This window comes from Actinoplanes rectilineatus (assembly GCF_000962825.1).
In the GTDB taxonomy this organism is placed as follows: domain Bacteria; phylum Actinomycetota; class Actinomycetes; order Mycobacteriales; family Micromonosporaceae; genus Actinoplanes; species Actinoplanes rectilineatus.
This window is the reverse complement of the sequence record NZ_JZKF01000002.1, coordinates 221,408-247,146: the sequence shown is the minus strand read 5'-3', so window position 1 is coordinate 247,146 and position 25,739 is coordinate 221,408. Positions and strand designations below refer to the sequence as shown.

At 71.6% G+C, this 25,739-nt stretch carries 25 protein-coding genes; 7 read left to right on the top strand and 18 right to left on the bottom strand.

The genetic code is table 11. The features are described 5' to 3' along the window. Window positions 1-161 precede the first annotated feature (161 nt). Both WH85_RS53630 and WH85_RS02240 read right to left on the bottom strand, forming a co-directional pair. On the bottom strand, window positions 162-293 hold the full coding sequence (locus WH85_RS53630; protein ID WP_281179031.1) for a hypothetical protein: 132 nt from the start codon (window positions 291-293) through the stop codon (window positions 162-164). Continuing rightward, window positions 286-2,469 carry an MMPL family transporter gene (locus tag WH85_RS02240; protein WP_157410692.1) on the bottom strand — a complete coding sequence of 728 codons (2,184 nt, stop codon included), beginning with the start codon at window positions 2,467-2,469 and terminating at the stop codon, window positions 286-288. Before WH85_RS02240 ends, WH85_RS53630 begins: the two co-directional genes overlap by 8 nt. 192 nt (window positions 2,470-2,661) lie before the next feature. Between WH85_RS02240 and WH85_RS02235 the strand changes: the two genes are divergently transcribed. Continuing rightward, a complete protein-coding gene (locus WH85_RS02235) occupies window positions 2,662-3,882 on the top strand; it encodes a sensor histidine kinase (RefSeq protein WP_052720091.1) in 1,221 nt (406 codons plus the stop codon). 125 nt (window positions 3,883-4,007) lie between these two features. Next, window positions 4,008-4,703: a response regulator gene (locus tag WH85_RS02230; protein ID WP_245673785.1), complete on the top strand. Its 696-nt coding sequence runs from the start codon at window positions 4,008-4,010 to the stop codon at window positions 4,701-4,703. 236 nt (window positions 4,704-4,939) lie between these two features. Here WH85_RS02230 and WH85_RS02225 read toward each other — a convergent pair whose 3' ends face one another. Beyond that, the gene (locus tag WH85_RS02225; RefSeq protein WP_045739907.1) at window positions 4,940-5,248 is read right to left on the bottom strand and encodes a hypothetical protein; all 309 of its coding nucleotides are present in this window, start codon (window positions 5,246-5,248) and stop codon (window positions 4,940-4,942) included. 130 nt (window positions 5,249-5,378) lie between these two features. Here WH85_RS02225 and WH85_RS02220 point away from each other — a divergent pair, with 130 nt between their 5' ends. Beyond that, window positions 5,379-5,906, top strand: a complete 528-nt coding sequence (locus WH85_RS02220; protein WP_045739906.1) for a hypothetical protein — start codon at window positions 5,379-5,381, stop codon at window positions 5,904-5,906. A 113-nt stretch (window positions 5,907-6,019) separates the two neighbouring features. Then, window positions 6,020-7,255 (top strand): M15 family metallopeptidase, encoded by a 1,236-nt coding sequence (locus tag WH85_RS02215; protein WP_052720090.1) that lies wholly within the window; start codon window positions 6,020-6,022, stop codon window positions 7,253-7,255. Between the two features lie 106 nt (window positions 7,256-7,361). Here WH85_RS02215 and WH85_RS02210 read toward each other — a convergent pair whose 3' ends face one another. The 5 genes from WH85_RS02210 to WH85_RS02195 all read right to left on the bottom strand — a co-directional run bounded on the left by WH85_RS02210 (window position 7,362) and on the right by WH85_RS02195 (window position 9,952). Continuing rightward, window positions 7,362-7,997 (bottom strand): 4'-phosphopantetheinyl transferase family protein, encoded by a 636-nt coding sequence (locus tag WH85_RS02210; protein WP_281179030.1) that lies wholly within the window; start codon window positions 7,995-7,997, stop codon window positions 7,362-7,364. 84 nt (window positions 7,998-8,081) lie between these two features. Continuing rightward, window positions 8,082-8,837, bottom strand: coding sequence for a thioesterase II family protein (locus WH85_RS02205; protein WP_045739905.1), 756 nt, complete (start codon window positions 8,835-8,837; stop codon window positions 8,082-8,084). Between the two features lie 25 nt (window positions 8,838-8,862). Continuing rightward, a complete protein-coding gene (locus tag WH85_RS49865) occupies window positions 8,863-9,018 on the bottom strand; it encodes an alpha/beta hydrolase family protein (RefSeq protein ID WP_157410691.1) in 156 nt (51 codons plus the stop codon). Then, a complete protein-coding gene (locus WH85_RS53625; protein WP_157410690.1) occupies window positions 9,015-9,434 on the bottom strand; it encodes a thioesterase domain-containing protein in 420 nt (139 codons plus the stop codon). Before WH85_RS53625 ends, WH85_RS49865 begins: the two co-directional genes overlap by 4 nt. Before the next feature lie 23 nt (window positions 9,435-9,457). Further along, on the bottom strand, window positions 9,458-9,952 hold the full coding sequence (locus tag WH85_RS02195; RefSeq protein WP_045739903.1) for a nuclear transport factor 2 family protein: 495 nt from the start codon (window positions 9,950-9,952) through the stop codon (window positions 9,458-9,460). Between the two features lie 107 nt (window positions 9,953-10,059). On the opposite strand from WH85_RS02195, the gene WH85_RS02190 reads away from it, so the two are divergent. After that, entirely contained in the window at window positions 10,060-10,842 is a 783-nt protein-coding gene (locus WH85_RS02190) for a helix-turn-helix domain-containing protein (RefSeq protein ID WP_211275256.1), read from the top strand. Between the two features lie 4 nt (window positions 10,843-10,846). On the opposite strand, the gene WH85_RS02185 is transcribed toward WH85_RS02190, so the two are convergent. Then, entirely contained in the window at window positions 10,847-11,266 is a 420-nt protein-coding gene (locus WH85_RS02185; RefSeq protein ID WP_045739901.1) for a winged helix-turn-helix transcriptional regulator, read from the bottom strand. A gap of 78 nt (window positions 11,267-11,344) precedes the next feature. Between WH85_RS02185 and WH85_RS02180 the strand changes: the two genes are divergently transcribed. Together WH85_RS02180 and WH85_RS46605 are read left to right on the top strand one after the other, a co-directional pair. Further along, window positions 11,345-12,274, top strand: coding sequence for an NADP-dependent oxidoreductase (locus tag WH85_RS02180; protein WP_045739900.1), 930 nt, complete (start codon window positions 11,345-11,347; stop codon window positions 12,272-12,274). Window positions 12,275-12,894: 620 nt separating this feature from the next. Next, entirely contained in the window at window positions 12,895-13,536 is a 642-nt protein-coding gene (locus WH85_RS46605) for a hypothetical protein (protein ID WP_052720089.1), read from the top strand. A 32-nt stretch (window positions 13,537-13,568) separates the two neighbouring features. Here the strand turns inward: WH85_RS46605 and WH85_RS52700 are convergent, their stop codons facing one another. From WH85_RS52700 to WH85_RS02130, 9 genes are all read right to left on the bottom strand, one after another. Continuing rightward, complete coding sequence (locus WH85_RS52700; protein WP_052720088.1) at window positions 13,569-13,859, bottom strand: hypothetical protein; 291 nt, start codon at window positions 13,857-13,859, stop codon at window positions 13,569-13,571. Window positions 13,860-14,089: 230 nt separating this feature from the next. Further along, window positions 14,090-15,076, bottom strand: a complete 987-nt coding sequence (gene meaB / locus WH85_RS02165; protein ID WP_245673784.1) for a methylmalonyl Co-A mutase-associated GTPase MeaB — start codon at window positions 15,074-15,076, stop codon at window positions 14,090-14,092. Beyond that, window positions 15,073-17,262 carry a methylmalonyl-CoA mutase gene (gene scpA / locus WH85_RS02160; protein ID WP_045739899.1) on the bottom strand — a complete coding sequence of 730 codons (2,190 nt, stop codon included), beginning with the start codon at window positions 17,260-17,262 and terminating at the stop codon, window positions 15,073-15,075. Before scpA ends, meaB begins: the two co-directional genes overlap by 4 nt. Next, window positions 17,259-19,031: a methylmalonyl-CoA mutase subunit beta gene (locus WH85_RS02155; RefSeq protein ID WP_045739982.1), complete on the bottom strand. Its 1,773-nt coding sequence runs from the start codon at window positions 19,029-19,031 to the stop codon at window positions 17,259-17,261. Before WH85_RS02155 ends, scpA begins: the two co-directional genes overlap by 4 nt. Window positions 19,032-19,213: 182 nt before the next feature. Further along, window positions 19,214-20,014 (bottom strand): enoyl-CoA-hydratase DpgD, encoded by an 801-nt coding sequence (dpgD, locus tag WH85_RS02150; RefSeq protein WP_045739898.1) that lies wholly within the window; start codon window positions 20,012-20,014, stop codon window positions 19,214-19,216. Next, on the bottom strand, window positions 20,011-21,312 hold the full coding sequence (gene dpgC, locus WH85_RS02145) for a (3,5-dihydroxyphenyl)acetyl-CoA 1,2-dioxygenase DpgC (protein ID WP_052720087.1): 1,302 nt from the start codon (window positions 21,310-21,312) through the stop codon (window positions 20,011-20,013). The genes dpgD and dpgC overlap by 4 nt, the downstream gene beginning before the upstream one ends. Next, window positions 21,309-21,974, bottom strand: coding sequence for an enoyl-CoA-hydratase DpgB (dpgB, locus tag WH85_RS02140; protein ID WP_211275255.1), 666 nt, complete (start codon window positions 21,972-21,974; stop codon window positions 21,309-21,311). Before dpgB ends, dpgC begins: the two co-directional genes overlap by 4 nt. Then, window positions 21,971-23,077: a 3,5-dihydroxyphenylacetyl-CoA synthase DpgA gene (gene dpgA / locus WH85_RS02135; protein ID WP_045739896.1), complete on the bottom strand. Its 1,107-nt coding sequence runs from the start codon at window positions 23,075-23,077 to the stop codon at window positions 21,971-21,973. Before dpgA ends, dpgB begins: the two co-directional genes overlap by 4 nt. A 166-nt stretch (window positions 23,078-23,243) precedes the next feature. Then, window positions 23,244-25,634, bottom strand: a complete 2,391-nt coding sequence (locus WH85_RS02130; protein WP_045739895.1) for an ATP-binding protein — start codon at window positions 25,632-25,634, stop codon at window positions 23,244-23,246. Window positions 25,635-25,739: the final 105 nt, after the last annotated feature.

Genomic DNA, 25,739 nt, shown 5'->3' with positions numbered 1-25,739 from the left:
AGCCAGACGTCGCGGGGGCTGGCCCGCCTCCGCGAGGCGCTGGCCGCGCGCTCACGGTGAGTGCCGCCCTCAGATCGCCGGGATCACCCGCACCACCGACAGGCCGGACAACACCGTCCCCGCTCCGGCGGCGACCCTGTCGGTCTATCGGGAGGGCGCCTTCACACCGTCCTGCACGATCCGGCCGCGTCGAAGACCACCGTCGGCAACCGCCCGGCCCAGTCCGTCGTCGGCCCGTCGCGAACGGTCGTCGACGCGAGACGGCGTTTCGTCGATCCGGCGCGATCAGTCATGGGCCGCTGCCGGGAATCGGCGTAGCACCCGGTGTTCCCGCCAGGGCGTTCTGCCGAGCAGCGCCAGAAGGCCGGGCAGGAGTAGCGCGCGAACTACCGTGACGTCGACCAGGATGGCGACGGCGAGGCCCACTCCGAGCTGTTTCATCTCCAGGGTGGACAGCGTCGCGAACACGGCGAAGACGGCGACCATCACCACCGCCGCGCTGGTCACCACGCCTGCGGAGGACGTGATGCCGTGCCGGATCGCGTCCCTCAGCGGTTCGCCCCGGTGCAGCGGTTCACGGATGCGGCTGAGGATGAACACGTTGTAGTCCATCGACAGGCCGATCAGCACGACGAACAGGATCACCGGCACCCACGCGACCACGAATCCGCTGGACTCGAACCCGAGCAGGTCCTCGGCCCACTCGTTCTGGAAGGTGAACGCCAGCACCCCGAACGAGGCCAGCACCGACAGCAGGTTGAGCACCGTGGTCACCGCGGCGAGGACGATCGAGCGGAACGCCAGCAGCATCACGACCAGGCTCAGGAGCAGGACGAACCCGATCACCACCGGTAGGCGTTGTTCCACCAGCCGCGAGACGTCGCCGCTGAACGCGGTGGCACCACCGACCGCCCAGGTCGCCCCCGGAATGACGGACAGTGCGGCCTGCGCCAGATCGGTCCGCAGCAGATGCAGGTTCCGCTCCGCCTCGGGGCTGTCCACCCGGTGCGGGAACGGAACGTACATCCGGGTGGTCCGGCCGTCGACCGACGTGGTGATCCGCGGCTCGTCCACCGCCGAGAACTCACCGGACGCGGTGGCCCGGCGCATCAGGGTGGCCAGCGCCTCCCGGACCGCCCCGCTGTCCGCCGGGTCCGCCTGGACCACGACAGTGTGGCTGGAGCCCTCGCCCGGAAACGCTTCCACCAGCCGGATCCGGGTCTGCACCACCGTGTAGCTCGACGGCAGGTGGTCATCGGTCGGCATCTCCAGCCGCAGTCCCGCAATCGGGGCGATCATCGCGCCGACGAGTGCGAGCCCGCACACCACGGTCAGGGCGGGTGCCCGGAGCGCTGGTCGCAGAACAGCGTTCCACAGCCGGCTCTCCCCCGGCGATCTCCACCGGCGGCGCGAGGCCACCCGATCGCCGAGCAGCGCCAGCGCCGCCGGAATCACGGTCAGCGATCCGAGGACCGCGATCACCACGACCACGATCGTGCCCACCGCGAGCGAGTCGAACAGGGCGCTCCCGGTGAGGAACATCCCGGCCACCGCGACCACCACCGCGATGCCGGAGACCACCACTGCACGGCCGGATGTCGCGGCGGTCCTTCGCAGAGCATCCAGCACTCCGTGTCCGGCGGCCAGTTCCTCACGTTGCCGCCGGACGAAGAAGAGGGAGTAGTCGACGGCGACTGCCAACCCGATCAGCAGGACCAGGCTCATCTGGAACGCGCTGATCGGCACCAGCCACGACACCAGACCGCTGATCCCCAGAGCCGCGCCGACGGCGGTGAGCCCGAGCAGCAACGGCACCCCTGCGGCGGCGAACGCACCGAACGCCGCCAACAGGATCACCAGGGTGATCGGGAGACTGATCAGTTCGGCGCGCCGCAGATCCTCGGCATCCTGAACGGCGAAGTCCTTGCGGATCGAACCGGCGCCGACCTGTTCGATCCGCAGGCCGGGATGCGCCGACTGGGTCGCCGCGGTCGCGTCGAGCATGGGCTGCACGACCTCGACCGGGTCACGGCGCTCGGCGCCCCGGCCACGATCGAGCTCGACGGACAGCATCATCGAGCGGCCGTCGCCGGAGAACTCCGGGCCCCGGACGTCGAGGACACCACCGAGGGCGGTGTAGCGGTCCCGCAGTTCGTCGCCGATCGAGGTGCCCGTCTCCCGGTCGAGGCCGCCCTCCCGCGTCTGGACCAGAACGGTCTCCCACAGTCCCTCGTCGAACTCCGTGTCGTCCACGGCACGCTCGGCGACCGCGGACTCGCCGCTGAGAAAGTCGGCGTCGGCGATCTCGTGGGCCGGAACCAGGTAGGACGAGGCGTAGGTCAACAGGGTCAGGAGCAGCCAGAGGACGAGCACGAGGACCCGTCTGCGGGCGCTCCACACGGCGAGCCGCTCCGGCATGCTCCTGCCCGGCCCTGCCGCCTGTGGACGGTCGATCTGTCGGACGCTCACTGGTCCCCCTCGAAGCGTGGTCGGGCTGGACGACGAGACGGAACGCTAGGGGTCCGGAGGTTCTGATCGCTGGTGGGTCAGCACGAGTCCGGGGGTGTGGCCAGCACTACCTCCGAAGTGGTGCTGGGCGTACTGCGGCGCCGCGGCCTGCGCCGATAACGTCATCGGCACTCACACGAGGGGAGGCGGGCCATGACGAATCTGCTGCGCGGCTCAGGTTGGCGGGCGAGTCTCGCGCTCACCGTGTCGGTGCTGCTGACACCGCTCTACCTGGTCCCCACGCTTCTCTTCCTCGTCGGCATCGCGGGGGTCGCCGTGTTCCTGTCCGGCCTCCTGCTCATTCCTCTGGCGACCGTCGCCGCCCGAGGGGTGGTCCGGGTCGAACGGCAGGTGCTGCGCATCGCCGGGGCCGAGATCCCCGCACCGGCGTATTCCCCCGGCTGGCGTGGCGTGTTCGATCGGTGTGCCTGGCGCACGCTCATGCACAGCGCGGCGCTCGTTCTGTGGTCGCTCGGCGCGGGCGGCCTGGTGACCGTCCTGCTCCTGACCGCTTTCGTGCTGGTCAATCTGCCGTGGATCGCCACGATGATCCCGATCGACCGCGCCAACATCGGCGGCTTCCCGATCAGCTACGGCGCCTCGGCACTCGGCGTACCGGCCGGCCTGCTGCTCGCCTCCGGCAGCCTGCATCTGGCGGAGTGGGCGATCCGGGGCGAAATCGCACTCGCGTACGTGACACAGGGCGAAGGCGGCGTTCTGCGGATGCGGCGCCGCATCGCCGCTCTGGAGGCCACCCGGACCGGCATGGTCGACGCGGCGGCCGAGGAACGCGCCCGGATCGAGCGCAACCTCCACGACGGCGCCCAGCAGCGCCTCCTCGCCGTGGCACTGGCGATCAGCCGGGCCAAACGGATCGGCGACAAGGACCCGGAGAAGACCCGCACGCTGCTCGACACCGCCCAGACGGAAGCTCTCGCCGCGGTCCAGGATCTGCGGGACATCGCCCGGGGCGCACACCCGCCGATCCTGACCGAGCGCGGCCTGGTCGCTGCGGTCACCGAGGCAGCAGGACGTCATCCCACCCCGGTTCAGCTCGATGTCCAGTTGGACGAACGACCATCGCGGCGCATCGAAGCACTTGGCTACTATGTCGTCTCCGAGGCGCTGGCGAACGCGGCCAAGCACGCCGATGCCGCCCCGGTGACCGTTCGGCTCTGCCGGACGGCCGACGCGAGCGGCGACCGGCTCCAGATCCGGATCGTCGACGCCGGAAGCGGTGGAGCAGAAATCACGCCCGGTGGTGGGCTCACCGGCCTGGCTGGGCGGGTGCACGCGGTGGACGGCTCCTTCCACCTGCACAGCCCGCCGGGCGGCCCGACCGAGGTGAAAGCGATCATCCCGTGGCAAGCGTAGGGACCATGCCCAGTACAGGACAGAACACCAGTACCGGACCGACCACGAGCACCGACCGAACGGCAGACACCGGACAAGCGGCAAGCGCAGGGGTAACGGCGACGACCGGGGAGCGGCCCCGGCTGGTGATCGCCGACGATTCCGTGCTGTTGCGAAGCGGGATCGCGCGGCTGCTCGAGGACGAGGGATTCGAGGTGGTTGCCGAGGTCGGTGATGTCGACACACTGCTCGCGGCCGTCGACGAGCACCGGCCGGACCTGGCGGTGGTCGACGTCCGGATGCCGCCGACCTTCACCGACGAGGGGATACACGCGGCACTACGGATCCGGCGGGAACACCCGGAGACTGGAGTGCTGGTGCTCTCGCAGTACGTCGACGAGCAGTCCGCCACCACGTTGCTCAGCTGGAGCGCGCACAGCATCGGTTACCTGCTGAAGGACCGGGTTCCGGACATCGACGGCTTCGTGGAGGCTCTGCATCGGATCCGCACCGGCGGCAGCGCCCTCGATCCGGAGGTGGTCCGGCAGTTGATGGCACGCAGCCGGGACCGCACGGACACGGTGGCCGACCGCCTGTCCCCGCGGGAGTACGAGGTTCTCAGCCACATGGCGGAGGGCCTGAGCAACAACGCCATCGCCGAGAGATTGTTCGTGACGCCGCGCTCGATCGAGAAGCACATCCGGAACATCTTCGTGAAGCTCGACCTGTCCCACGACGAGCAGGACCACCACCGCCGGGTGCTCGCCGTCCTGCGCTACCTCGAATCCGTTCCGGCCCGAGGGGAGGGCAGGACGACACGCGGCGCAGCGCTCAGTGGGTGACTATTGAACCAAAAGCGGCTTTTGTCCGTAATTGCGGTTAGCCTCGGGAAGGCTTATTGGTCCGTTCTAGGAGGTCACCGGATGCGCAGGTTGTTCGCCGTCGCCGGGGTCACCGTCGCTGGGGTCACCGCCGTCACGTCGCTGTCGCCACCGTCGGTGCAGGCCGCCGAGACGACCGCTGCCACCGCCACGGGGCCCGGCAACGATGCCGGAGCCGACGTGGTGGTGCTCCGAATCTACGGTCCCTCACCGAGCAGCAGTAGCGGTAGCAGTAGCAGTAGCAGCGCGAAGCCCACCCCGAGCGCTGCCACCCCGAGTGCCGCCGGCAGCCCGTCCCCGGCCGCTGGGGTGAGCGCCACGCCGACTCCCGCAGTGAGCGCCACCCCGTCGACCGGGACGAGCGCAACGCCGACCGGGACGAGCGGGACGAGCGGAACGCCGACCAGTGGGCCCGGCGCAACGCCGACCAGCAGCGTCAGCGCCATGCCGAGTGGAAGCGCCACCGTGTCGGCCGGCGCCGGCGCCCCACCGAGCGCAACCGCCACTGCCCCGCACGGAACCTCCTCCAGCGCAACGCCCTCGAGCGCAACGCCTTCTGGCGGGTCCACTTCCAGTGCGAGCGGGAGTCACGGTGGCGGGCCTAATGCCACTGACGATCCCCGCGTCGACCTGCCGGTGACCTCGGATCCCGGTCGGCCGGCGGTCGACACGCCGGATGCGCCGGACGCGCCGGCCACCGGGGAGCCCAGTCGGCCTCAGACCGCCGAACCCAGCACCGCGCCGCCGACGGCCGAACCGCCGGAGACCAACGGGCACCACGGTCACCCCGCGACGACCGCTACCGCAAAACCGCACCACGAGCACCCCGCGACGACCGTCACCGCAAAACCGCACCACGAGCACCCCGCGACGACCGCCCCCGAGAAGCCGCAGGCCGGGGCCGGACACGTACCCGTCAAGCACCACAAGAACAAGCACGACAAGAACAAAGACGCCAAGACGAAGAACGACAAGGACAAGAAAGGCAATAAAGGCAGCACCGGTGGTGGGTGGCAGCAGTCACGGCCCCAGCGGCCCGGCGTCGAACCTCTGGTGATCGGTCATCCCAGCTTCGGGTTCGTCACGCTGCACAGCGGCGGCGGGGTGGACCTGTACAGCCCCTACGGGTGGATGGTGGTGCGGCCGCCGACGTTCCGCTACTGACTCCGGGCGGGGTGGACCGGGCGGGGTGCCGGCGGGGCTGAGACCCGTTCTGCAACCGATTTGCTCCCGGGAGTGGGCGGTGTCGCACCCGAAGGGCGCCAGAGTCGTCGGCGATGACGACTCGACAGGAAACCCGTCCGCCCCAGTGGCACCGCGCCGGCCGGCCGCTGGTCGCCGCTCCCCTGGCCGTCATCGCCGCGGCCCTGATGGTCACGGGACTGCCCCGGCCCGCCCTGGCCGTCACGGCCACGGGAGCCGTCACGGCCGTCGGCGCCGACGCGGCCATAGAGGCCGCGGAGCGGGCCGGGTACGGCGACTGGCCGGCGGAGGGTGACCGGCCGGCGGAGAGCACACGGGCCGCAGGTGGGGCGCCCCCGCCGCCGACCCCGGTGAAGCCTGCGCCGGTCATCCAGCAGTACACGGCTCTGGTGCGGCAGAGTCTCGTGCCCAGTGCCGCCTACCTGAAGTTGAGCAAGACGCTCACCGAGCAGCGCGCCGCCCTCCAGCTCCAGGCCGTGCAGGTCGCCTCCGGCCGGACCGCTCAGGCCACCGCCCAGGTCACGCTCGGGTCGGCGATCGAGGCCGACGCGAGTGCTCGCACCGCGTACGCCATCGCTCGGGAAGCCCTGACCAGCGCCAAGAACAAGTCGGTCCGGGCAGCGCAACAACGTCCCAAGAATGCCGCCGGGGTTGCCGCGGCGAAGGCCGCCGTCGACGCGGCGCAGGGGAACGCCGAGGTGAGCAAGCAGGCCGCGGCGAAGGCCGACGCCGCCCTCAAGACCGCGCAGGCGGCCGCGTCGAGCACCACCACCGGTTACGACACCGCGGTCACCACCTGGGAGAAGACCAGCGCCGACGTCCGGTCGAACACCGCCGCGCTGCCCGCCCTGGACCGGCGTTCCGTCTATCGGGACCGGGCGGCGGCCCTCGCCAAGGACGTCGTCACGCAGGTGCGGGCCCGGTTCCTGATCAGCGACACCACCCTGGTGTACGGCGTCACGGTGCACAAGAGCATCGCGTTCGCCTTCAAAACCATGATCGACGACGCGAAGGCGGCCGGGGTGCCGATGTCGGGTGGTGGTTTCCGGACCAAGGAGCAGCAGATCGCGCTCCGGAAGATCAACGGTTGTCCGGATGTGTACACCGCGCCGTCGTCGTCGTGCCGGGTGCCGACCGCGATTCCCGGACGGTCTCTGCACGAGTTGGGGCTGGCGATCGACATGACGTCCGGTGGGCGGACGCTGACCGCGGGCAGCCCGGGGTTCCGGTGGCTGTCCGCGAACGCCGCCCGCTACGGCTTCGTCAACTATCCGGTCGAGGCCTGGCACTGGTCGATAACGGGCAACTGACCGGAACCGATCAGGGATAGTCGAAGAAGCCAGCACCGGAGACCACCGCGGGTGCCGGGTGTGACCCTGGGGCTCGCGAATCCCGGGATCACACCCCCCACCACCCCTACACCGCGATCGCGGTGATGACGAGACCGTCCTTACAGATCCAGCGTCCGGTGAACCCGGTGGGTTCGCCCGGGCCGGCGGTCAGCACCACGGCGGTGAACGTGCCGTCGGCGCCGAGGTCCAGTCGGGCCTCGCTGAAGTCGAGGAACCGGTGGGCGATCGGGAACCACGCCTTGTACACCGACTCCTTGGCGCTGAACAGCAGCCGGTCCCAGGGCACGCCCCGTGCGGCGCGGTCCAGGGCCAGGATCTCCTCGGGCCGGGCGACGGCCTCCAGCACGCCGTCCGGCAGCGGGCCGGCCGGTTCGGCGTCCAGGCCGATAGCGGTGACCTCGCTGGACCAGGCCACCGCGCTGCCCCGGAACCCGGCGCAGTGGGTCATGCTGCCGACGATCCCGGCCGGCCAGCCGGGGGCGCCGCGCTCGCCGGGCACGATCGGGGCGGCCGCCACGCCGAGCTGGGCCAGAGCGGCACGGGCGCAGTGCCGGACGGTGGTGAACTCGCGGCGGCGTTTGTCCACCGCTCGGGCGATCACCGCCTCCTCGGCCGGGAACAGCAGCACGCCGGGCGGATCGTCGTAGGCCTCCACGGTGACCACCGGCGCCGGCAGCACGAGGGACAGCAGACCGCTCACAGCGGCACCTGCGGCATCCGGGAAAGCAGGGTGGATCCGCCCCGGCCGGTACTGATCACGAAAGTCGGAGCCACGGGGCCCTCCTCAGGGTGCGACGGGGAGCAGCTGGTCGCTGATCAGGTCGACCACTGCCCGGCGGTGCTGCCCGAGGAAGAAGTGGCCGCCGGGGAAGGTCCGCAGCTCGAACGAGCCGCTGGTGTGCTCGGACCAGGCGGCGGCCTCCTCGAGGGACACCTTCGGGTCGTCGTCGCCGGTGAGCGCGACGATCGGGCAGTCCAGCGGCGGTACGGGCTGCCAGCGGTACGTCTCGGCGGCCGTGTAGTCGCCGCGGATCGCCGGCAGGATCATCCGGAGCAGTTCGTCGTCGCCGAGGATCCGCGAGTCGGTGCCGCTGAGCGACTTCAGTTCGGCGACGAGGCCGTCGTCGTCGCGCTGGTGCACGCTTTCGGCGCGGTGCCGCGACGGCGCCCGGCGGCCGGAGGCGAACAGCGTGACCGGCGCGGTGCCGAGCTCGTCGTGCATCCGCTGCGCCACCTCGTACGCGACGGTCGCCCCCATGCTGTGCCCGAAGAAGGCGAGCGGGGTGTCCATCAGCGGGCGCAGCGCCGCGAACGACGCGTCGGCCAGGTCGCCGATGCTGGTCAGCGGCTGCTCCATCCGGCGGTCCTGCCGTCCCGGGTACTGCATGACGACCACCTGCATGATCGACTGCATCGCGTCGGACAGCGGATGGAAGAAGCTGGCCGAACCGCCGGCGTGCGGGAAGCAGACGAGGGTGACGCGGCTGTTCGACTCGTGGTGGAACCGGCGGATCCAGGGGTTCTCTGCGGGACTGGTCATCGCGCGCTGCCTTACTCGGAGGGGGTCAGGGGAGGCCGGACAGCCAGGTGTCGACGGTCCGGGCAATGGCCGCGGCGTGCTCCTCCATGACGGAGAAGTGGTTGCCGGGGTGTCGAGGGGTGTCGTGCGGCAGTGTCCACGAGAGACGCCAGTCGCCGTCACGGGGCCACCCGGACATCATTTCGGAGACCCGGACGAGCAGGGCCGGCACCGCGATCGGTCCGGTTGCCGGCCGTGGACGAGCCGGACGTGACCGCCCATCCCGGTCAGCCTGATGTCGTCCATCGGCACGTAGCCGTCCTCCCGTTCGATCATGCCGGCGCTGAATACCGGCTGAATACCGGCGAGTGCCTCGACGCCATGTGAGTAAATGTCGATCAGGACCAATGCGTCAACCAGGACACCCCGGCGTTCCAGAACGGCGGCGACGCCGTGCGCGAGCATGCCGCCGGACGAGTGCCCCGACCAGTACCAACGGCCCCGCCGGTGTACGCGAGCACCGCTGCGGCCTGCGCCTCGAGGACCCGCCTGCGACCGGCCGAAGGCCTGGTGGCTCCTGGCGCAGGCGCTGGACCGCCGGGGCGCCCACGGCAACATCCACCTCTGAACTGCTCTTTCGGCTATCGCCAGGCTCTGAGAAGGGCGCGGAACTCGGCCCGGTTCGGTCGCACCCGCAGGCCCGCATAGAGGAAGGCGTCCGCGTACTCCGTCATGCTGGTGATCCTGCCGTCCTCGACGGTGAACCGGGTCAGACAGGTGTTGCGGTAGGTCCTTCCCGAGCGGGCGACGACCATGTCACCCCTGCCGTGGAAGTAGACCCCCTTTCCGTCGGGCGCCACGGTCCACTCGTGGTCCCGCCAGACGAGCGGATCGAACTTCGCGAACAGACCCTCGGTGTACGCGACGATCTCAAGTCTTCCGGCGACGTCGGCGATACGCCATCCCCTGCTGCGGCCGGCAACGATGTCGGCCACCCCCTCCGGGGTGGTGGTCCTCCGCGAATGCATGAAGAGTTGCCGCGCATCGGCGGCCAGCGTCCGGCCGACCCCGTCGAGATCCTTCGCCTCGACGGACCGGATGAACGCGCGAGCCACGTCGAGTGGTGTGTCAGACATGAGATGCAATGTGAGGTGTACGGGTGCCGGGGAGGAAGACCGAGCCGAGGCTGGTACCGGCGTGACCACCCTCGGGGTTGTCGGGGGCGGGCGGCACAATGGCGGGCATGGCGAGCGAGTTCGCGGACTACCTGCGACACCGGCGAGCAGCGATGACGCCACCGGCGGTCCCGGGCGCCCGGATGTCACGGCGCCGCGTCCCGGGCCTGCGGCGGCAGGAACTGGCCGAGGTCGCCGGCATCTCGGTGGAGTACTACATCCGCCTGGAACAGGGCCGGGCGCCGAGCCCGTCCCGCGAGGTCCTCACCGCACTGGCGGCAGCGTTCAGACTGTCCGCCGTCGAACGCGACCACCTGTTCCGTCTCGCGGGCGAGGCACCGCCGGAACTCGCATCGCCGCATGCCGTCATCCGCCCCGGCATGGCTCGGCTGCTGCGCGGCCTGGACGACACGATGCCGGTGACCGTCCACGACGGCCGGTTGGACCTGTTGGCCGGCAACGCCTCGGCCGCCAAACTGCTCAAGCCGCTGACGGCCACCGGCCGGTACGAGCGCAACATCGTCTACCAGATCTTCACGGCCGAGGCCCTGCCCGAGCTGGTGGGCGAAGCGGGCGCGGAACAGCTGACACGTATCGCGGCGGCGGAGCTGAGAGGCGCGCTCAGCCGCTATCCCGGCGACCCTTACCTGCGTGCGCTGCGCACAGAACTCGCAAGGACCAGCGCCACCTTCCGCAACCAGTTCGACCGCGGCGAGGTGGGGGCCACCCGGTCCGCGGTGAAGCGGATGCACCACCCCACCCGCGGCTGGACGACCTTCGACATCGAGATGCTGCACGATCCCGAACGCGACCATTGGCTGATGCTCTACAGCCTCCGCGACGACACCTGACGGTTCAGCCGCCTTGCGGCACCGACGACCGGTCGGCGTCATACCGCGTCCGGGCCTGGTGGACTGCGTCGATGTGGGTCTCGGCCCACGTCTTGATGGCGCGCTGGACCGGCAGGAGGCTGTGGCCGAGCGCGGTGAGTTCGTAGTCCACCCGGGGCGGGACCGCAGCGGTCACCGTGCGCACGACCAGGCCGTCGCGTTCCAGCTTCCGCAGTGTCTGAGTGAGCATCTTCTGGCTGGCGCCGGCGACGACCCGAGCGAGTTCGCTGTGCCGCAGGGCCCCGTCCGCCAGCGCACTGACGATGAGAGTCAGCCACTTGTCACTCAACGCCACAAGCACCTCGTGACCGGGGCATCCGGCGAGGTTCGCGTTGTACTCCCGCCGGCTGATCTCACGCTTCCGGCCGGCGCTCATCGTTGCCATCGTGGGTTCCTCCCGGTGCCCCAGGCACTGCGAAGTGCCCTCTGATTCCCTCGCCGTCGACGGCCTAGCGTCGCCGTCATGAAGTCAATCATCGTCCATGCCGGCGGCGGCACCGACGTCCTCGAGCTGGCCGAGACGCCGACCCCCGAACCCGGTGCCCAGCAGGTACGGGTCCAGATCGTAGCGTCGTCGCTCAACCCCATCGATCTGTCCGCCCGGGCCGGCCGCCTGACCGCCGCCGGGCTCCAGCCCCCGATGAGCCGGTACGGCCTCGGCTGGGACGTCGCCGGGCACGTCGACGCCCTCGGGCCCGGGGCCACCCGCTTTCGCGCCGGCGACCCGGTGATCGGGCTCCGGGACCTGCTGTTCGCCGGCGGCGCGCACGCGGACTACGTGGTGCTGGACGAATCGGCACTCGCTCCCGCACCGACGTCGGTGCCGCTCACCGACGCCGCCACGCTTCCCCTGAACGCGCTGACCGCCGATCAGGCCATCGACCTGACCGGCCTGGAGAGCGGCCGGACCCTGCTGGTCACCGGCGCGTCCGGCGGTGTCGGCGGCTTCACCCTCGAACTGGCCCGGCTACGAGGGATCCGCACCGTAGCCCTGGGCCGCCCCCGCGACGCCGACCGTCTGAGTGCGGTCGCCGCGCACGTCGTGACGTCCGCTGACGACCTCGGGCATGCCGTACGCCGCCTCGTTCCCGGCGGCGTGGACGCCGTGATCGACGCCGCGGTCCTCGGCATCGTGGCCCACCAGGCGCTGCACAGCTCCGGCACCTTCGTCGCACTCGTCGCGCCGTTCGCCCCACCGCCGATTCGCGGCACGCGCGTCGTCGTCCAGGAGGTCTTCGCCGACGGAGCGCGCCTGGCCGAACTGACGAAACTGGTGGACGACGGCACGCTCACCCTCCGTGTTGCACACACGTTCCCGCTCGCTCGTGCACGCGAGGCACACGAACTGCTGGAGAAGGGCGGCGTCAGCGGCCGGATCGTCCTCATACCCTGACCACTCAGCACCGATTATCGGCCAGGCCAACGATCAGGGGATTGTTCCTCCGGTGCGACGTTGGCAGCGGTCCGGTTCTCTGGGCCGATCCGGGTGGTCTCGGTGACGACCTCGAGGTTGTCACTCCCCCGTTCGCGATGTGGCTGCGTTCTGGCTTCGCCTCGCTGGCCGAGACGGTACCGGGACCACGACGGGATGATGGTTTTCGGACCGGAGCCTACCCATCAGCCATGCGGCCCGCCGCTGGCTGGAGCTCCGCAGCGTCGCCGTCTCGGTCCGGACCCTTTCGAGGGAAACATGTCTAGTGCAGTAGACGCTCCATGTCTACTGCGATAGACACGCGCGGTGGTTCACGGGACGAGAACAGCAAGCCAGGTGGAACACCTCCTCCGCAAGGCGGCACGACGCGCCGCTCAGGGGTGGGTGATCTCCGCATTGCCGGGGCGCGGCGGACGGTGCCGAGGCAAGGGCTCACACAGGATGGTGGGGTCATACGACGATGAGGGGAATCAGCTCGCCTGGACCACGATTCCTCAGCACCCGGGCGACCTGTCTCCCGCAGTGACGCGATCGATCGAGGCGGCGTTCGAGCCGTGCTTCGGGAAGGGATGGCTGGATCGATGAAGCCGACCTATCAGGTGAAAGCCTGGAAAGACGACAGTTGGTGGCTGGCGCGGGTGGTCGCGGCCAGTGAGGGAGCCGACGAGACCCCTCTGAACGCGATCACCCAGGCGAAGTCCCTCGCCAAGATCGAAGAGATGGCGCACGACCTGATCGCCACCATCCTCGATGCCGAGGACGACACTTTCGACGTCTGCATGGAGTACGACCTGCCGGAGGACGCCGAGGCATTGCTGCGGGACGCCGCCGGTGCCCGCCGATGGCTGGAGGCGGCTCAGTCGTTGTGGCAGGGACGCTCCGCGGCGGCGGCGCGGGCGCTGACCGCGCAGGGTCTGTCGCTTCGTGAGGCCGCGAAACTTCTGGGCCTCTCCTACCAGCGCGTCGACCAGCTCCTGCAGGGACAAGCTGTCGATGATGCCGACCGGGCCTGGGTGGCGGTCGAGGTCAAGAGCTATCCGAACACCACAGGTGCGCCCCACCGGGAGTTCGAACCTGAAGGCCGGTCCGACCTGCTGGTGGTCTTCTCCCGGCATCCTGGACAGACCGACTGGCATCGCTCCTCTTCCGCGCTGCAGGAAATCCGCGAACGGGTGGCTCGAGCCATCACCGAGCCCGACAGTGCGCGAGTCGAGGCAGGATGAGCCCCCACCTCGGATCGAGGTCGCGGTCTCGTTCAGGCGCGGACGGGGTTGCCGTGCAGGTTGCCGTCGCCGCAGGGCCAGGGGCCGTCGTCGAGTGGCCCGAGGCCCGTGCCGTGGAAGAGGAACAGTTCGTCGTGCAGGGTGAAGACGACGCGGCCCTGGTCGAGCAGCAGGATTCTGCTCATCACGCTCCGGTCGTCGTTCTGTGCGTACAACGTCCGGGCTTGGAGATCGGCGTCGACGGCCAGGAGCCGGCCGTCGCGCCAGAACACGGCAGTGCCGTCGGCGTCCAGCGCCGGATGAGTGGTGTGGTAACCGCTCAACGGTGGGCCGTCACGCAGGGAACCGTCGGCGTTGAGGACGCGGAAACGGGACCGCGACGGCAGGATGTTCTCCGACTCGGGGCCGCTGACGGTGCCGTGGCGGTCGACGAGGAAGGACCCGGGTCCGGAGATCGCCTTGTGCTTGTACGGGGCCGGCCGGGTCGTGGGTGGCCAGGCCCCAGACCTGTCCCGGCATGACCGTACGGTCCGGGCTCATTCGCGGTTGATCCCTATCGTTTGTCGTAGACGGCCAGCAGGCGCTCGGCTGCCTGGGCGGGAGTGATCGCCGAGTCCAGGAGTCGGTGGCGCACCTCGTCGGCGGCGGAGCGTACGGCCGGGTCGGTCGTGAAGCGGTCCAGGACGGCGTCGCGGGCCATCGCCCACATCCACTCGACCTGTTGACGGCGGCGGCGTTCCTCGACGTCGCCCTTCTCCCGGTGGGCGGTCAGCTGGGACCAGACCTCGTCGATGCCGGTGCCCTCCAGCGCACTGCAGGTCAGCACCGGGGGCACCCAGGCGGACTCGTCGGCGTCGCCCAGCAGGCGCAGCGCGCCGGACAGTTCGCGGGCGGCGCGCCTCGCGTCGACGACGTGGTCGCCGTCGGCCTTGTTGATCGCCACCACGTCGGCGATCTCCAGGATGCCTTTCTTGATCCCCTGCAGTTGGTCGCCGGTCCGGGCCAGGGCCAGCAGCAGGAACGAGTCGACCATGTCGGCCACCGCGGTCTCCGACTGGCCCACGCCGACGGTCTCGACCACGACCACGTCGTAGCCCGCGGCCTCGACCACGACGATCGCCTCGCGGGTGGCCTTGGCGACCCCGCCCAGCGTGCCCGCGGTGGGCGACGGCCGCACGAACGCGGCCGGGTCGGCGGCGAGCCGCGCCATCCGGGTCTTGTCGCCGAGGATGCTGCCCCGGCTGCGCGTGGACGACGGGTCGACCGCGAGGACCGCCACCCGGTGGCCGGCCGCGGTCAGTGTGCTGCCCAGCGCGTCGATGAAGGTCGACTTGCCGGCGCCGGGCACGCCGCTGACGCCGACCCGGTGCGAGCGCCCGGCGTACGGGGTGAGCGCGGCCAACAGCTTCTGCGCGTTCTCCTGGTGGTCCCGGCGGGTCGACTCGACCAGGGTGATCGCGCGGGCCACCCAGGCCGGGACGCCGTCGCACACTCCCGCCGCCATCGCCGCGAGGTCGAACGCCGGCCGTTTCACGCTCACGGGGACGTGGGGTGGCCGAGACGGTCGGCGAGTTGCGTGAGCAGTTCCAGGGCCGCGTCGGCCAGGACCGTGCCCGGGCCGAAGATCGCGGCGGCGCCGGCCTCGCGCAGCACCTCGTGGTCCTGCGGCGGGATCACCCCACCCGCAATGATCATGATATCCGGGCGGCCCTGGGCGGCGAGTTCGTCGCGCAGCGCCGGGACCAGGGTCAGGTGACCGGCGGCCAGCGAGTTCACGCCGACGATGTGCACGTCCGCCTCGACGGCCTGGCGGGCCACCTCGGCGGGCGTGGCGAACAGCGGGCCGACGTCCACGTCGAAGCCGAGGTCGGCGAACGCGGTGGCCACCACCTTCTGCCCGCGGTCGTGACCGTCCTGGCCCATCTTGGCCACCAGGATGCGCGGCTGACGGCCTTCCGCCTCGGCGAACGCGGCGGCCGCCGCACGGGCGCCGTCGATGTTCGCCACCTGGCCCGCCTCCTTGCGGTAGACGCCGGCGACCGTCTGGATGCGGGCGGTGTGCCGCCCGTACACCTTCTCCAGCGCGGCCGAGATCTCGCCGACGGTAGCCTTCGCGCGGGCTGCGCCGACCGCCAGGGCCAGCAGGTTCCCGTCGGTGCCGTCGGCGGCCCGGGTGAGGGCGTCCAGTGCGTCCTGGCAGGCGGCCTCGTCGCGTTCGGCGCGCAGCCGGCGCAGCTTCTCGATCTGGTTGGCCCGTACCGCCGCGTTGTCGACCTTGAGGAGTTCGACCGGCTGGTCGGTGGCGGGACGGTACTTGTTGACGCCGATGACCGGTTGCCGGCCGGAGTCGATCCGGGCCTGGGTGCGGGCGGCCGCCTCCTCCACCCGCATCTTCGGGATGCCCTCGCCGATCGCGCGGGCCATGCCCCCGGCCGCCTCGATCTCGGTGAGGTGTTCCCACGCGCGGGCGGCCAGGTCGTGGGTGAGGCGTTCGACGTATGCGCTGCCGCCCCACGGGTCGATCACCCGGGTGGTGCCGGACTCCTGCTGCAGCAGCAGCTGGGTGTTGCGGGCGATCCGGGCGGAGAAGTCGGTCGGCAGGGCGAGCGCCTCGTCCAGCGCGTTCGTGTGCAGCGACTGGGTGTGTCCCTGGGTGGCGGCCATCGCCTCGACGCAGGTCCGCATCACGTTGTTGAACACGTCCTGGGCGGTCAGCGACCAGCCGGAGGTCTGGCAGTGTGCCCGCAGGCTCAGCGACCGCGGGTCCTTCGGCGCGAACTCGCGGACCAGCCGTGCCCAGAGCAGCCGGCCGGCGCGCAGTTTGGCGACCTCCATGAAGAAGTTCATGCCGACGGCCCAGAAGAACGACAGGCGCGGCGCGAACGCGTCGATGTCCAGTCCGGCGGCCCGTCCGGCGCGCAGGTATTCGACCCCGTCGGCCAGGGTGTACGCGAGTTCCAGGTCGGCGGTCGCCCCGGCCTCCTGGATGTGGTACCCGGAGATGGAGATCGAGTTGAAGCGGGGCATCCGCTGCGACGTGTACGCGAACACGTCCGAGATGATCCGCATCGACGGCACCGGCGGATAGATGTAGGTGTTGCGGACCATGAACTCCTTGAGGATGTCGTTCTGGATCGTGCCGGACAGCTGCTCCGGTGCGACGCCCTGCTCCTCGGCCGCGACGATGTAGAGCGCGAGCACCGGCAGCACCGCGCCGTTCATGGTCATCGACACGCTCATCCGGTCCAGCGGGATGCCCTCGAACAGCCGCCGTATGTCGTAGATCGAGTCGATCGCCACCCCGGCCATCCCGACGTCACCGGTGACCCGGGGGTGGTCCGAGTCGTACCCGCGGTGGGTGGGCAGGTCGAACGCCACCGACAGGCCCTTCTGCCCGGCGGCCAGGTTGCGCCGGTAGAACGCGTTGGACTCCTCGGCGGTGGAGAACCCGGCGTACTGGCGGATGGTCCACGGCTGGTTGACGTACATCGTCGGGTAGGGCCCGCGCAGGTAGGGCGCGATCCCCGGGTACGTGCCGAGGAAGTCGAGTCCGTCCAGGTCGGCGGCGGTGTACAGCGGCGGCACCGCGATGCCTTCCGGGGTGTGCCAGGTCAGATCCGCGGGCGTCCGCCCCGTCTCCGCCTCGACCGCCTCCCGCCAGGCCCGGTCGGTGTCCGGCCCCCCAGCGGGCGGGGTCAGCTCGGCGGTCGAGAAGTCCGGGATCACGGTGCCACTCCCAGGTCGTCAAGCGTGGTCGTCAGGACCGCGACCGCGTCGCAGCCCACGTGCAGATATCCGTCGACGCCCGGGACGTCGCCCTCACCGGCGAGCAGGACCCGGGAGACGCCGTCCAGGCCGAGGTCGGTGACCATGGTCGGCGTGTAGTCGCGGTCGGGGCCGCACAGGCAGACCACGTCGCTGTCGCCGGTCGTCACGGCGATCCCACCGGCGGCGAACAGGTTGGTGGTGAACGTGAGGCGCTGCCCGTGGGCGGCCGCCGCGCCGAGGGTGACCAGCCGGACCGCGGGGCGTTCGCCGGTGGCCGCCAGGTGCGCGTCACTGCGGTCCCGCAGCCGTTCGAAGGCCTCCGCATACCGCCGCCGGGGCAGCCCACCCGTCACGACCGGGGCCGGGACGGGCCGACGGCGGGGCGGTTCCTCGGCCAGGTTCGGGAACTCGCTGACACCGGTGATCGGATCGCGCCGGTGGGCCAGGGCGTCGGCCCGCTGCGCCCACGTCGCGGCGATCCGGTCGCCGACCAGTCCGCTGTCCAGGGCGGCCGGCAGACCGCCGGCCTTCTCGATCGTGGTGAACCACTGCCAGGCGGCCTGGGCGAGTTGTTCGGTGCGGCGTTCGACGTACCAGGAGCCGCCTGCCGGGTCGATCACCCGGGCCACGTGCGCTTCCTCGATCAACAGAGTCTGAGTGGTACGCGCCAGCCGCTGCGAGAACTCGTCGGGCGCCCCGAGCCGATGGTCGAAGGGCAGCACCGTGACCGCGTCGGCCCCGCCGGTGCCGGCCGCGAACGCGGCGATCGTGGAACGCAGCAGGTTGACCCACGGGTCCCGCACGGTCAGCATCGCCACCGAGGTGACCGCGTGCTGCCGCTGCCCGGCCGCCTCCGGGGCGCCGCACAGCTCGCCGACCCGGGCCCACAGCCGGCGGGCCGCCCGCAGCTTGGCGATGGTGGCGAACTGGTCGGTGGTCGCGGCGAACCGGAACTCCAGCTGGCCGAGTGCCTGGGTGACGGACAGGCCGGCGCCGGTGAGCGCCCGCAGGTACGCCACCCCGGCCGCGGTCGCGCACGCCAACTCCTCGACCTCGGAGCCGCCGGCCTCGTGATAGACGGTGGCGTCGACGGTGACCGCCCGCGTCCCCGGCGCCTCGGCCACGCACCGCCCGGCCAGCACGGCGGCCTGACGCAGGTCACCGGGTTCACCGGTGCGGGCCTGCAGGCCCAGCGGATCGGCGCCGAGACCACCGGTGGTGCGCTCGAGACCGGCGGTCAGGGTGAACCACGCCGCGGCCGCGGCCGCGACATCGGCCCCGGCGTCGAGGGTCACCCCGGCCAGGTCCAGGTGCACCCCGTCGAGGGCCTCCGCCAGCGCACCGACCGGAAGACCACCATCGCCGAGCACCAGCCACAGCGAGGTCGCCCCGTTCTCCAGGTCACCGAGGATCGCCTCCCGGACCGCCTTGGGTTCGGCACCGGCGTGGCGCTGCCGCACGTCCCAGCCGCCGAGCAGGCTCCCGGCTGCCCGGCCGCCACGGACGAACGGCTGCTGACCGGGCCATCCGGCGGACACCTGCCCGGTGGTCTCCGCGGTGTGCAGGGCGGCGATCCGCGGACCGCCGTGGGTGGCCGTCGCGAGCAGCTCGTCGACCTGCTCCGGCGTGGTGCCCTCCGGCACGGCCCCGGACTTGCGCAGCGCCGCGAGGGCCAGAGCCCGCCACTTCTCGGCACTGACCGGGCCGAAACCCGCCGACGTCGTCATGACCAGCCTCTCCGCCACACCGACCCACAACATGCGGGAACGACACCCCTGTTGCCGACCCCTGTTCCGACGCCATCCTCCCGGCCCGGGCACCACGGCCACAAGGCTCCGGGTCGAATGATCGTCGATGGACGGGTGATGACGGGAGTGGCTCACGGCGTACCCGGAAAGGAAGGTCTGCGCTATCGCCCGGTCCAGCGGGGGTCGCGTTTCTCGGCGAACGCCCGCGGCCCCTCGACCGCGTCGGCACTGCGCCGCCGGCGTTCCTCCCAACGGTAGACCGCGGTGAAGGCCTCCGGCAACGGCATGTCGACCGAGCGCAGGGCGGCCTCCTTGATCGCCCGGACCGACAGCGGCGCGCTGGTCACCAGGTCGGTCACCCACCCGTCGACGCAGGCGTCCAGTTCGCCGGGCGGCACCACCTCATTGATCAACCCGTGCCGGTACGCGGCCGCGGCGTCGAACCGGCGGCCGGTCAGCAGGTAACCCAGTGCGGCCTTCTGCGGGAGCTGCCGGATCAGGCGGAACACCCCGCCCGCGCCGGGGACCAGGCCGAGCCGGGCCTCGGGCAGGCCGAACACCGCACGGTCCGAGGCGATCACCAGGTCGCAGGCGAGGACGAGTTCGAGGCCGCCGCCGAGGGCGTACCCGTCGACCCGTGCCAGCACCGGTTTACTCAGGCCGAACCGTTCGGTGAGCCGGGGCCAGCCGGGCTGCCCGCGGCTGCCGAACGACGACGCGGGGGTGCCCGCCGCGTCCCGGCGGGCCCGTTCCTTCAGGTCCTGGCCGACCGAGAAGGCCCGGTTCCCGGCGCCGGTCAGCACCACCGCCCGGATCCGGTCGTCGGCCTCCACGTCGTCCCAGACGTCCGCCAGCTCCTCGTGCATGCGCAGGTCCATGGCGTTGAGGACCTCGGGCCGGTTCAGGGTGACCCGGGCGACGTGGCCGGACCGTTCGACGAGCACCCGGGTCGGCACGCTCACCCGGTCCGCCCGGCGAAACGTCCGACCCTGTCGATGACGTCGGTGGCGTGCACCCGCAACGCCTGTTCCAGGGCGAATCCGGCCGCGTACCGCCGCAGGTCGTCGACCGGCTCCTCGGCCAGGGTGAGCATCCGGCGGTTGGCGACGATCGCGCCGCCGTCCAGTCCGGCCAGTGCCCGTTCGACCGCGTCGTCCATCTCCGCCGGCGCCACCACCTCGTCCACCAGCAGCGCCGCCTCCGGGTCGGTGGCCCTGATCCGGCGGCCGCCGAGGATCACCTGCCGGGCCAGCCGGGGACCGGCGACCCGGCCCAGGCGCAGGTTGGCCACGCCCGGGACGATCCCCTCCCGGGCGGCCGGCAGGCTCAGGTGGGCGTCCGCGGCGATCAGCACGTGGTCGAGGACCAGCAGCAGCTGGAAGCCCCCGCCGATCGCGAACGTGTCGACCGCGCCCAGCCACGGTTTCTCGGCCGGCGGCTGCCACCGGCCGGGCCGGTCGTCGTGCAGGCCACGCAGGATCTTGTGCAGGTACCCGAGTTCGCGCCGGAGCAGGAACCCGGTCAGGGTGATCCCACCGGCGCTGAGCCGTTTGAGGTTGATGCCGGCGCTGAACACCCGCCGGCCGCGGTACCGCGGGTGGCTCATCGGGGCGCCCCGGATCAGGCCCACCCGGATCTCCGGGTCGAGCAGTGCCAGGTCGACGGCGGTCTCCATGTCGTCGACCTGCTGCTCGTCCTCGGCGTTCAGGCAGTCGTCCCGGCACATGGTCAGCCGGGCGACGCCGTCGCGCCGTTCGAGGTGGACCGCCTCGGTCGTCAGCACCCCGGTGCGCCGGAACTCCGGGAGCAGCCGCAGCGCCCGCGGGGTGGGCCTGCGCATCGCGGCCAGCAGATGCCGGCCGGACCGTTCGTCGGCGAGCACGCCGCGCAGCAGGATGCCCTGGTCGATCTCCCGGCCCTCCTTGCCGGACTGCGGGAGCGCGCGTTCCACGGCGAGCTGCTCCGGGGTGGGCGCGAGGCCGGGGAACTCCGCGGCGGCGGCCTCGCACAGTTCGTCCACCCGCAGGTAGCGGGTGCGGTCCGCGGTGAGCCGGCCGTAGATCTCCCCGGCGTGCTCCTCGACCAGGACGGCCCGCAGGGTGCGGGCCTCGTCGTGGGCGGCGGCCGCCTCGGCCCGCTGCGCCGGTGTCCGCCGGGCGGGCGGTGGCAGCGCGGCAAGGCGGCGTTCGGTTCCGGCCGCCACCTCGGCCAGCCGGTCCCGGCCGGTGTCCAGGCCCGGCGGCCCGATCACCGCGGTCATGACACCGTGCCCCGGCGCAGGGCCCGGTCGCAGGCGGCGAGGTGGGCGCCGAGGGCCTCCTCGAAGCTGATCCGGCCGGCGTCGAGCAGCAGCTGCCGCCGGATCGCCAGTTCGGTGCCGGCGAACCCGGCCGCCTCCGTGACCACGTCGGCCAGGGCGTCGGCGGGCCGGTCGGTGACGACGTCGACCAGGCCGGCCGCCATCGCCGTCGCGGCCCCGATCGGGGCGCCGAGCAGGGCCGCCCGGCGCAGACCGGCGGCACCCGCCTGCCGGGCCAGCCGGAACAGCGCCATGCCGGGCCAGGTGGCCTCGCCGTCGGAGGCCAGGATCAGACGGGACCCGGTCGCGGCGATCCGCACGTCGGCGGCGAGCAGCACGTCGAGGGCCGCGCCGCCGACGTCACCCGCGGCGACCGCGACGGTGGTCAGGCCGAGGCGCTCGACACGGCGGACCGCCCGTTCCCACTTGCTCGTCAGCCCCACGCTGAGCGCGCCGGTCCATCCCGGACCAGGAGCCCCTTCGGTGTACGCGACGAGCACGCCCGCCCCGAAGCCGTCCTCCGCCCGGTCGCAGAGCCGGAGCAGCTGCTCCACCCCGGCGGCCGTCACCGGTTCCCGGCCGTCGATCCGGATCACCAGGTCGTCGGCGCCCGCCGCGGTCACCACTGGATCAGCGCCGTCTCGATCGTGGAACCCGGCCCCATGGTCATCAGGACGCCGTGCTCGCCGGGGCGGGCGACGCCCTCCTCGAGCAGGCGTTCGTAGGAGAACAGGAAGGATCCGCTGGACACGTTGCCGTGGTCGCGCAGCACGCCGGTGGTGTGCCGCACGTCGTGCCGGCTCAGTCCGAGGTTCACCACCACGGCGTCGATCACCTTCTTGCCGCCGGAGTGCACCAGCCAGTGGTCGATGTCGCTACGGCGCAGGCCGGTGCCGGCGAGCAGCCGGTCGACCACCGTCTCGGCGTTGGCGCCGACGACGTACGGGATCTGCGGGTCCAGGAAGAAGCTGAACCGGCCGAGGTCGCCGTCCCAGTCGTAGCGCATCGCGTCGATCGCGCCGGTGATCAGGTAGCTGGCGAAGCGGAGGATCCGCGGTCCCGGGCGGGACTCGCCGGGACCGTCGCCGACCAGGGCCAGGGCCGCCGCGCCGTCGCCGAAGAGGCTGTTCACCACGGCGGTGCGCATGGTGCCGTCCAGGGCGTACGCCGCCGAGCAGGCCTCGGTGCACAGCACCACGGCCAGTTCGCCGGGGTGCGCGGCGGTCCAGCCGGCCACCACGTTGAGCGCGTTGAGCCCGGCGTTGCAGCCCATGCCCACGATGTCCGAGCGGCTGCAGTGCGGGTCGATGCCGAGTTCCCGGATGACCAGCGCGCTCAGCCCGGGGGTGAGGAACCCGGTGGAGGTGACGCAGCACAGGTGCCGGAGGTCGGACAGGTCCGCGCCGGCGCGTTTGAGGCAGGCCTGCAGTGCCTGGGCGCCCATCTCGACGGCGAGGCGTTTGTGCTTGTCCAGCAGCCGGCCCTGCGGCTCGGGGAGGCGGCGCCCGGCGGCGTCCGGTTCGGGCAGGGTGAGGTGGCGCCGGTCGATGGCGCTGTTCAGATAGACGGACCGGACCCGCGGGTCGTCGATGTCGAGCAGCTCGAGCAGCTCGCTCTGCGACACCGGTGTGCCGGTCGCCGCGGTGCCCACCCCGACCATTCGTGAAATCGCCGGTGCCGACGCCGGCGAACGCGATTCGGCGGGTTTTTCGAGGGCGATGGTCATCGGTACATCCACCCCCACGTACGTTTTTTGCTCCGGACCAGCTCCGTGACGGATTCCGCAGTCATCCCGACTCCTCCGGCTCAATTCTGGGAATATGACCCAGGCGACCGTAGGCGGGTTTCCGGAATATCGTCAAACAGCTGTCCAACCGTTCATGATCCAGGATTCACAGAACGGTTCGGTAATCCCGCCTCCGTAATCCGGAGCGGTTGCGGACCTTGAGCTTGCGATAGATCTTCGTCAGATGCTGCTCGACGGTGCTGACCGTGATGAAGAGGCTCGCCGCGATCTGCCGGTTGGTGTTGCCGACCGCGGCGAGGGTGGCGACGCGCTGCTCGGCGTCGGTGAGCCGGGCGTCGTCCTCGGCGTCCGCCGCGGGAAGGGCCATCGGCTCGGGGCGGTGGCCGTGGCGGTGGCGCCCCGGCCGGTCCGGACGGGCGGCGCTGAACCAGCAGAGGGCGTCGGCCTGGTCGTACCACCGGGCCGCGGCGGCGATGCCCGCCGCGGCGACGCCCCACTTCTCCAGGAGTTCCGTGCCCGACCGGGCATGCACGAGAGCGCTCTCCGGTCGTCCCATCGCGAGGTGGTACCGCCCGAGTGCCTGCAGGTAGGGCAGCGCGAACGGGGTGTCGAACATGGCCGGCGGAACCGGCACGGCGAGCAGGGAACGGGCCAGTTCGACGTCGCCGAGATCGGTGGCGGCACAGACCGCGATCGACAGCGGCAGGCCCGCCACGATCCCCCAGGCGTGCGGCGGGATCACCCCGAGGACCTCCCGCACGCAGGCCAGGGCGGTGGCCGGGTCGCCGTCCCGGCACGCCGCCACCGCCTTGATCGTCGCGATCATCGCCCGGCGCATCGGCACCCGGTCGATCCAGTCCTCGGCGAGCAGCCGGTCGCACCAGACCAGCGCCTCCTCGAGCCGCCCGGTCTGCACCAGCACCACCAGGTCGTGCAGGGCGGGGGTGAACTCCGCACCGCCGCGCAGGCCGAGCAGCATCTGCAACGCCGTACCGACCGCCGGGCCGTCGTGCGGCAGGCTCGCCGCCGAGGTGACGGCGGTGACCGCGGCCATCACCCCGGAGTGCGCCAGCGGCGAGTCGGCGGGCCGGCCCGGTTCCGCACAGATGCCGGAGCGGGGATCGCTGCGGCAGAAGAACGCCCAGAGCTGCGCCGCCGCCGAATCCTCCCCCGTGGCGGCACCGGCCAGCCGGAGCATCTCGTCGGCCTCGCCGAACTCGCCCCACCACAGCAGATGGTTGGCCACCACCAGGATGTCGGCGACCGGGAGCAGGCCGGACCGGGCGTCGGTGGTCAGCCCGTCGAGACGGCGTGCCGCCCGGCCCGGGTCGGAGAGCCACTGTGCCTCGGCGACCAGCAGGGCGGTCTGCGCCCGCTCGGCCTCGCCGGAACACGCCGCGACGGCGTGCCGCAGGTTGTTCACCGCGTCCTCGACGTCACCGGCCGCCATCGCCTCCCGGGCCGCCTCACCGAGGATGGTGACCCGCCACGCCGCCCGGCCGCCGTCCTGAGCCGCGATCAGGTGCCCGGCCACCGCGTTCGCCGGGGCGCCGTTCTCGTGCAGAAGACCCGCGGCCCGGGCGTGCATCGCGGGCAGCTCCGGCGGCGGGATGCTGGCGAGGACCGCCGCCCGGGTCTCCGGATGTCGGAACTGCCGGCCGTCGAGCAGCCCCATCTCCCCCAGATCGCGCATGCCCTCCAGGACGAGGGCGGCGTCCCGGCCGCTGAGTTCGGCCGCGAGCGCCGGGTCGGCGTGGTCACCGAGGACCGCGAGCGCCTGGGCGACCGCCGTCGTGGCGGGCGCGCAGCGGTGCAGGCTGCGCAGGACGGCCTGCCGGAAACTGGCGCCGGGCTCACCGCCGAGCGGGCCGGGCAGGGCGGCGCGGTCGTCGATCAGCGCGTGCAGCAGCAACGGGACGCCGCCGCTGACCTCCAGGCAGTACCGGGCGAACGCACTGTCCGGCACCCCGCCGAACCGGGACCGGATCTGCGCGACGACGGAGGCCGGGGACAGCGGCGGCAGGCGCAGCCGGTGACAGAACGGCAGGTGCAGCATCTCGACCCGCAGGCTCGCGGTGTCCCGCTCGTACGACGAGCTCTCGTCGAGCACCATCACCACACCGCACGACTCGATCCGCCGGATCAGGTAGGTCAGGCAGCGCAGCGACGGCTCGTCCGCGAAGTGGATGTCGTCGACGCCGATCACGATCGGCCGCTTGGTGGCGAAGTCCCGGATCACGGCGCACACCCGGTCCATCGCGGCGAAGAAACCCTCACCCTCGTCGAGGCCGCCCGGACACGGATGCGTCATGCCCGCGGCGTGCAGCGAACGGATCAACCGGTCGAAGACCCCGAACGGATGACCGCGCTCACTGGCCGACGCGGTGGCCAGGAAACACCAGCCGCCGCGGCTGCCGGCCTGCGCCGCCATCGTCTGCAGCAACGCGGTCTTCCCGCTGCCACCGGCACCGCTGACGAGCAGGGCCGATCCGGTTCCACGGGCTGCGGCCGCGAATAAATGATCGAATATGATCAATGATGAATCATGCTTGCTCACTGTCACAGGTCCCCCCCGGCGGGCCCATTACCTCCGTGTCAAGATAGAACCCTATCGGGGTGACGCGCATGAGGGAACTCATCC